This is a genomic window from Janthinobacterium leeuwenhoeki, from assembly GCF_051380795.1.
Lineage (GTDB): Bacteria > Pseudomonadota > Gammaproteobacteria > Burkholderiales > Burkholderiaceae_D > Janthinobacterium.
Genome location: NZ_JBNYXT010000063.1, coordinates 1 through 7,210 on the forward strand (window position 1 = coordinate 1; position 7,210 = coordinate 7,210).

The window sequence follows — 7,210 nt, forward strand, 5'->3', positions numbered from 1 at the left end:
GTGGTTGGCAAGAAAGTGGAGAGTATCGTCGAGCATAGCCAGGCAGGTTAACAGCAGACACTGACGTTTACAAGCCCCAAATAAAAATGCCGTTCAGTCTTAACTGAACGGCATTACGGCGCAAGCCGGCTTTTTTTGTGCGCAGCCGCTTGGCAGGCAACATCCGTTACAATCAGGCCCGTTCAACAATAGCGTCAGCACCATGCTTGTTTTTTCTAAAGTTTTTGTCGGCAATCTTCATGTGCTCAAGCGCCCCGTCTCGCTTGCCATCAGTTGCTGGTTTCTGGTCATCGGTTCGCTGTCGTCGCTAGTGTCGGCTTACCTCGGCCGCAACGATCCCGCCATGCTGGCCGGAATGGCGCACAGCGTGATTCCCGCCGAGGCGCAATACGCGCTGTTGCTCTTCAGCCTGGGTATTTCCCTGGTGACAGCGCTGGCCATGCTGCAAAGGCAGCGTGGTGCGCGCACTGTGTATCTGGTGTGGGGCGTGATCGACATTGCGCTCAGCCTGGCAACCGTGCCGCTGAAGATGAACGTCGTGCCTGGCGCGCTCACGTTCGCCGTCATCTGCGCCTTCCTGTTCAGTCCGAAATCGAATGCCTGGTTTGCGCCACGCAAGGCGGCCAATGATGCCTGCATGACGCCAGCTTGAGCACGGCTGTTTTTGCGCGCACGTTTTTCGCCCGTCTCCTATATAATTCCGCCCTTCCTTTGCAGTTCCTCATGGACTGCATCTGTTTCGGTATCTGCCGACCGCAACGCGCATCACCGCTTTTGTAGCACGCCAGGCGCTAATTGATCAGCCGCTTGGCAACCTGAAGGACCTCTATGACCGACCGCATTACCGCCACAGTACCCATGCCGGGCACTGCCGAATCTTCCGTTTCCGAACGGCTTCCCGTCCTGGCCTTGCTGGCACTGGCCATGACGGCGTTTCTCGCCCTCCTGTCCGAAACCTTGCCGGCCGGCTTGCTGCCGCAGATTGCCCGTGACCTGAATATCTCCGAAGTCATGACGGGCCAGCTGGTGACGGTCTACGCCATCGGTTCCATCCTGACGGCGATTCCCCTGACGGCCCTGACGAGCGGCTGGCGCCGGCGCAATGTCTTGCTGCTGGCCATCATCGGTTTTTTGATCTTCAATACGGCGACGGCCCTGTCGCCCAATTATATGGTCGCCCTGGCCTCGCGTTTCGTCACTGGCATGGCCGCCGGGCTGGCCTGGGGCTTGATGGCCGGCTACGCGCGCCGCATGGTCAGCGTCGAACAGCAGGGCAGGGCGATGGCCATTGCCATGATCGGCACGCCGCTGGCGCTGTCGCTGGGCGTGCCGCTGGGCACCCTGATGGGTGGCGTGCTGGGTTGGCGCAGCATCTTCGGCATCATGTCCGGCCTGGCCGTGGTGCTGGTCGCGTGGGTGTTGCTGGTCGTGCCCGATTATCCGGGGCAAAAGAATGGCGAACGCCTGTCGATCCGCCAGGTATTCATGACGCCGGGCGTGCGGCCGATTCTGTTTGTGATCGTCGCCTGGATGCTGGCGCATAACATTTTATATACCTACATCGCACCGTTCCTGGCGCCGTCCGGCTTGCGCCCCCGCATCGACCTGGTGCTGCTCGTGTATGGCGTGGGGTCACTGGCTGGCATCTGGCTGGTCAGCCAGCTGATCGACCGCTGGCTGCGTCCGCTCGTGCTGGGCTGCATCGCCACCCTTGCCCTCGTGATGATCGCGCTGGGGCTGGCGATGGACTCGCCGGCAGTCATTTATGTCAGCATGGCTATCTGGGGCATCACCTTTGGCGGCGCCGGCACCTTGCTGCAGACGGCGTCGGCGGACGCCGCCGGCGATGGCATGGACGTGGCGCAGGCGATGGTGGCGACCATCTGGAACGTGGCAATCGCGGGCGGCGGCCTGGCGGGCGGCATGCTGCTGGACGGCTATGGCGCGGCGTCGTTCCCGTGGGCCATGCTGGCCTTGCTGCTGGTGGCCCTGGCCATCGCCTGGCGCGCCCACCGTTACAGTTTCAAGCCGGGCCGACGCAGCGGTGGCGCGGTAGTGGGGCATTGATTGATGTTATTTTAAATAACAGTGTGTTGAAATGTGAGCAGATGTGACTGGCAAGCGCATTTTGTGACGATTTGTTAATTTGCGCCACGGGAATGAATGAGGCGTTAGAATCTACACAGTTTGACAAGTTTCTCAGGCGAAAGGGGTGGCAAAAGCCTCCCTTTCGCGGGCTGTCAGCCACATTAACTAGCTAGGAGTACCCCATGACCGTGATGAAATCCGTCCTTGTTGCCGCCGCCGCCACCGTTGCCCTGAGCGCACAAGCGCAATCCCTGCCAACCAACGGCACCCTGGTGGTCGTCCCCGCGTTTGGCGAAGTCAAGCATGTCAATGACCAGGTGGTCGCTACCCTGGCCGTCGAAGAACAGGACAAGGACAAGGCTGCCGCCGCGTCGCGCGTCAACCAGAAGATGAACAAGGGCATCGCCATCGTCAAGCAGGCCGACCCGTCGGCGGCATTGAAGTCGTACGGCTACTACACCTATCCCGTGTATCCGGAAGAGCGCCCATTGCCGGCTGGCGCCGTTGCCAAGCCGCGTTTGCCAACGGCCTGGAGAGTCGGCCAGTACCTGGAAGTGACGACGGCCAATCTGGCGTCCTTGCCAAAAACCATGTCGGCGGCGCAAGGCGTGTTGACCTTGAATGGCTTGAATTTCGGCCTGAAGCCGGAAACCATCCGCCTGCTGGACGACCAGCGCATCGCCGCCACGTATAAAAACCTGAACGAGCGCGTGGCCGCCATCGCCAAAGCCATGGGCCGCAACGTCTCCGACGCCGTGCTCGATACGGTGGACTTCGAAGGTTCGGGCAACTACGCCACGGAAAGCCATCCTGCCGCCGCGCCGATGATGATGCGCAGCGCCAAGATGGCCGAAGACAGCACCGTCGCCGAACCGAGCTTCGAGCCGGGCGAGACCACCCTCGACATGCGTGTCGTCGGCAAGGTCAAGTTCAAGTAAGCGCAAGTCAGCGCGCTAGCGTGGAAACATTTCCGCGTTAGCATGTGTTAAAAAATCATGGGGCTGTTGGCCCCATGCTTGTTTTTGCCCCATTATTTTCCAGGAGAACACCATGACCGTCATGAAAGCTATGCTGGCCGCCGCTGTCGTTACCGCCGCCGCTACTGTTGCCCTGGGCGCACAAGCCCAGAACTTGCCCACCTCCGGCACCCTCGTGGTGGTGCCCGCCAACGGCGAAGTGGTGCATGCGAACGACCAGGTGACCGTCACCCTGGCCATCGAAGAGCAGGACAAGGACAAGGCCGCTGCCGCCTCGCGCGTGAACCAGAAGATGAACCAGGGCGCGGCCATCGTCAAGAAAGCCGATCCGCAAGCCGTGCTGAAGACCCAGGGCTACTACACCTATGCCGTGTACCCGGAAACGGCGCCCCTGCCGCCGGGCAGCGTTGCCAAGACCCGTGTGCCGACCGGCTGGAGAGTGGGTCAATACTTGCAGGTGACGACGACGAATCTGGCCGCCTTGCCGAAAACCGTTTCCGCAGCGCAAGGCGTGCTGACCCTGAACCGTTTGAACTTCGGCCTGGCGCCCGCCACCATCCGCAAGCTCGATGATCAGCGCATCGCCGCCGCCTACAAGAACCTGAACGAGCGCGTGGCCGCCATCGCCGGCGCCATGGGCCGCAATGTCAGTGACGCCGTGATCGACACCATCGATTTCGAAGGTTCGGGTAACTACGCGCAGCGCGTCAGCGTGGCTGGCGCGCGCAACATGAGTGCCGACGCCATGGGCTATGGCGGCAACCAAGTGGCCGAACCGAGCTTCGAAGCGGGCGAAACGACTCTGAACATGGGGCTGGTGGCGAAGATCAAGTTCAAATAGGATAGTATCGGCGTCAATATTGCCAGCTTGACGCCGCCGCGCTTTTCTTTGGCGGTGGCTCCTCTATAATGGCAACATCGGCAGGCGCATGCCGCGAGACGAATGCGCCTGCCACCTGGCACCGAATCCCCCGCAGTACACAAGATATGGAACAACATGGCAAACTTCCCCCGTCGTAGAGGCAAGAACGGCACCCCCGCAGTCTCCAAAGCGTCCCGCTTCAGCAAATTCGTGCGCCAGCCGGTGAGCGATGGCACTGGCAAGAAAACCTTGCGCCGCCGCGGCATCTATCTGTTGCCGAATGCCTTCACGACGGCAGCCCTGTTTTGCGGCTTCTACGCCATCGTCATGGCCATGAACCAGAAATTCGAACATGCAGCCTGGGCCATCTTCATCGCCATGATCCTCGACGGTCTCGACGGCCGCATCGCCCGCCTGACGAATACGCAGAGCGAATTCGGCGCCCAGTACGACAGCCTGTCCGACATGGTGTCGTTTGGCGCCGCGCCGGCGCTGGTGATCTATGAATGGTCGCTGCGCGGCATGGGCAAGCTGGGCTGGCTGGCAGCCTTCGTGTATTGCGCCGGCGCCGCCTTGCGCCTGGCCCGTTTCAACACGAATATCCAGGTCGTCGACAAGCGCTTCTTCCAGGGCTTGCCCAGCCCGGCGGCGGCGGCCATGGTGGCCGGCTTCATCCTGCTGATGAATGACCTGGAGTTTGCCGGCAACCAGCTGGCCTGGGTGTCGTGGACGATCGCCCTGTTCGCCGGCCTGACCATGGTCACCAACGTGCCGTTCTACAGTTTCAAGGATGTGAATTTCCGCAAGTCCGTGCCTTTCATCGTGGTATTCCTGCTGGCATTGTTCTTTGCGCTCATTTCCATCGACCCGCCGAAAGTGCTGTTCCCGATTTTCGTCGCCTATGGCCTGTCCGGCTACGCCGTGTTTTTCTGGCGCATGGCGAAGGGCAAGCCCGTCAGCATCATCCAGACCGACCCCGAGCATTGATGCGCTGAGTCGGTCGCATCGCCAGTCTTCAGCCAGCCAGGAGCAGCCATGAACACCAGCAACCGACTCATCATTTTTGACACCACCTTGCGCGACGGCGAGCAATCGCCGGGCGCTTCCATGACGCGCGAGGAAAAGCTGCGCATCGCCAAGCAGCTCGAGCGCATGAAAGTCGACGTGATCGAAGCGGGCTTCGCCGCCGCCTCGCAGGGCGATTTCGAGTCGATACGGGCGATTGCCGGCGCCGTGCGCGAGTCCACCATCTGCTCGCTGTCGCGCGCGAATGACCGCGACATCGCCCGCGCGGCCGAAGCCCTGGCGCCGGCCGAGCGCAAGCGCATCCACACGTTTATCGCCACCTCGCCCCTGCACATGCAGATGAAGCTGCGCATGACGCCCGAGCAAGTGCTGACGCAGGCGCAAAACGCCGTGCGCTACGCGCGCCAGTTCACGGACGACATCGAGTTCAGCCCCGAAGACGGCAGTCGCTCGGACGAGGATTTTTTGTGCCGCGTGCTGGAAGCGGTGATCGCCGAGGGCGCCACCACCATCAATTTCCCCGATACGGTGGGGTACGCCGTGCCGGAAATCTTCGGCGCGACCATCAAGCGCTTGCGCGAACGCATCCCGAACGCCGATAAAGCCATCTGGTCTGTCCATTGTCATAACGACCTGGGCCTGGCTGTGGCCAATTCGCTGGCTGGCGTCATGATCGGCGGCGCGCGGCAGATCGAATGCACGGTCAATGGCCTGGGCGAGCGGGCCGGCAACACGGCGCTGGAAGAAGTGGTAATGGCGCTGCGCACGCGCGCCGCCTATTACAACTTGACGGTGGGCATCGATACGACGCAAATCGTGGCAGCGTCAAAGATGGTGTCGCAGATCACGGGCTTTGCCGTGCAGCCGAACAAGGCCGTCGTCGGCGCGAACGCCTTTGCGCACGCCTCCGGCATCCACCAGGATGGCATCTTGAAGGCGCGCGAGACGTATGAAATCATGCGCGCCGAAGACGTGGGCTGGACGGCCAACAAGATCGTCCTGGGCAAGCTGTCGGGCCGCAACGCCTTCAAGCAGCGGCTGCACGAGCTGGGCATTGCGCTGGAATCGGAAGCGGAAGTCAATGCCGCTTTCCTGCGTTTCAAGGAGCTGGCGGACCGGAAATCCGAGATTTTCGACGAAGACATCATGGCCCTCGTCAGCGAGGAACAGCAGGCGCAGGAGAGTGAGCACTACCGTTTCATTTCCCTGGCGCAGCAATCGACGACGGGTGCCGTGCCCCATGCGCGCGTGGAATTCCTTGTCGGCGGCGTGCAGCGCAGCTGCGAAGGGCAGGGCGACGGCCCCGTCGACGCCACCGTCAACGCCATCGAAAGCGCGGCCGCCAGCGGCGCGGAGCTGGTTTTGTTCTCTGTCAATGCCATCAGCACGGGCACGCAGTCGCAGGGCGAAGTGACCATGCGCCTGTCGCGCGACGGGCGCATCGTCAATGGCGTGGGCGCCGATCCCGACATCATCGTCGCCTCGGCCAAGGCGTACTTGTCGGCGCTCAACAAGTTGCATGCCAAGGATGAGCGCATCGACCCGCAGCCGTAGCAAAGGACGTCGTTACGCTAGCAATCTGTCACCAGAAAAACCGCCGCTCCTCCTTGGCGGGATCGGGGCCGTTCATCTTCATGCGCACGATGCCGTCGTGGTCGAAGTGCACGTGCATCATGGAATCCCACACGCCCGATTCCTTGTAGCGGTAAGACCAGACGTGTAGTTTCGGCAGCGACAGATACGAGGTTTCCGTCGGGCGGCCCAGCAGGTGCAGCACGTCCTGCTGGGTCGACACGCCCACCTTGATGCGGGCAAAGCCCGGCGTGTCGAGCACTTGCTCATAGGAAATCAACTTGTCGTCACGGTCGAAGCGGGCCATATAGGTGTACTGGCCATACGGCCCGGTCGCGTATTCGAGCTCGGGACCAGTGGGTAGCTGATAGATATTCGTCGGCCGGCCCAGGCGCGCTTCCACGGCGGCGCGCGGCTCGCCCGGCTGGGGCGGCGGGACGTTCCAGCTGGCGCAGCCGGCCAGCGCGGCAAACAGCAGCGGCGTTGCCAATTTGAGCAGTTTTTTCATGTTTGACCTCCTGAAATGCAGGAAAACCCTATCATGCACCGAGAAAAGCGCGCACGGCAGTGTCAACGCTAAATAGAAATGTCCCCTTTTGTCCCAAGTAGAAATGTCCCCCGGGTTCAGCGAAACGGAGGGATTTTTTCGCATTCAGAACCTTGCCTGAGGTGGCTTCCCCGTGGC

Annotated in this window: 7 protein-coding genes; 6 read left to right on the forward strand and 1 reads right to left on the reverse strand. The window is 61.7% G+C overall.

The window, feature by feature from the left end:
* The first annotated feature begins 202 nt into the window (after positions 1 to 202).
* The 6 genes from ACQ4WS_RS25235 (at position 203) to ACQ4WS_RS25260 (ending at position 6,507) form a co-directional block, all read left to right on the forward strand.
* Positions 203 to 652, forward strand: a complete 450-nt coding sequence (locus tag ACQ4WS_RS25235; protein WP_436479693.1) for a hypothetical protein — start codon at positions 203 to 205, stop codon at positions 650 to 652.
* 176 nt (positions 653 to 828) lie between these two features.
* The gene (locus tag ACQ4WS_RS25240) at positions 829 to 2,067 is read left to right on the forward strand and encodes an MFS transporter (RefSeq protein WP_436479694.1); all 1,239 of its coding nucleotides are present in this window, start codon (positions 829 to 831) and stop codon (positions 2,065 to 2,067) included.
* Positions 2,068 to 2,270: 203 nt separating this feature from the next.
* On the forward strand, positions 2,271 to 3,026 hold the full coding sequence (locus ACQ4WS_RS25245) for an SIMPL domain-containing protein (protein ID WP_436479695.1): 756 nt from the start codon (positions 2,271 to 2,273) through the stop codon (positions 3,024 to 3,026).
* Positions 3,027 to 3,138: 112 nt separating this feature from the next.
* On the forward strand, positions 3,139 to 3,906 hold the full coding sequence (locus ACQ4WS_RS25250) for an SIMPL domain-containing protein (protein ID WP_436479696.1): 768 nt from the start codon (positions 3,139 to 3,141) through the stop codon (positions 3,904 to 3,906).
* 156 nt (positions 3,907 to 4,062) lie between these two features.
* A complete protein-coding gene (gene pssA, locus ACQ4WS_RS25255) occupies positions 4,063 to 4,914 on the forward strand; it encodes a CDP-diacylglycerol--serine O-phosphatidyltransferase (protein ID WP_100873801.1) in 852 nt (283 codons plus the stop codon).
* Positions 4,915 to 4,962: 48 nt separating this feature from the next.
* Positions 4,963 to 6,507: a 2-isopropylmalate synthase gene (locus tag ACQ4WS_RS25260; protein ID WP_436479697.1), complete on the forward strand. Its 1,545-nt coding sequence runs from the start codon at positions 4,963 to 4,965 to the stop codon at positions 6,505 to 6,507.
* A gap of 28 nt (positions 6,508 to 6,535) precedes the next feature.
* On the opposite strand, the gene bamE is transcribed toward ACQ4WS_RS25260, so the two are convergent.
* Positions 6,536 to 7,033, reverse strand: a complete 498-nt coding sequence (gene bamE, locus ACQ4WS_RS25265) for an outer membrane protein assembly factor BamE domain-containing protein (RefSeq protein WP_436479698.1) — start codon at positions 7,031 to 7,033, stop codon at positions 6,536 to 6,538.
* Between the last annotated feature and the right edge of the window lie 177 nt (positions 7,034 to 7,210).

Coding starts and splice junctions, on each gene's coding strand:
- ACQ4WS_RS25260 (WP_436479697.1), top strand. CDS start 4,963: ATGAACACCAGCAACCGACTCATCATTTTTGACACCACCTTGCGCGAC.
- ACQ4WS_RS25240 (WP_436479694.1), top strand. CDS start 829: ATGACCGACCGCATTACCGCCACAGTACCCATGCCGGGCACTGCCGAA.
- pssA (WP_100873801.1), top strand. CDS start 4,063: ATGGCAAACTTCCCCCGTCGTAGAGGCAAGAACGGCACCCCCGCAGTC.
- ACQ4WS_RS25235 (WP_436479693.1), top strand. CDS start 203: ATGCTTGTTTTTTCTAAAGTTTTTGTCGGCAATCTTCATGTGCTCAAG.
- ACQ4WS_RS25250 (WP_436479696.1), top strand. CDS start 3,139: ATGACCGTCATGAAAGCTATGCTGGCCGCCGCTGTCGTTACCGCCGCC.
- ACQ4WS_RS25245 (WP_436479695.1), top strand. CDS start 2,271: ATGACCGTGATGAAATCCGTCCTTGTTGCCGCCGCCGCCACCGTTGCC.
- bamE (WP_436479698.1), bottom strand. CDS start 7,033: ATGAAAAAACTGCTCAAATTGGCAACGCCGCTGCTGTTTGCCGCGCTG.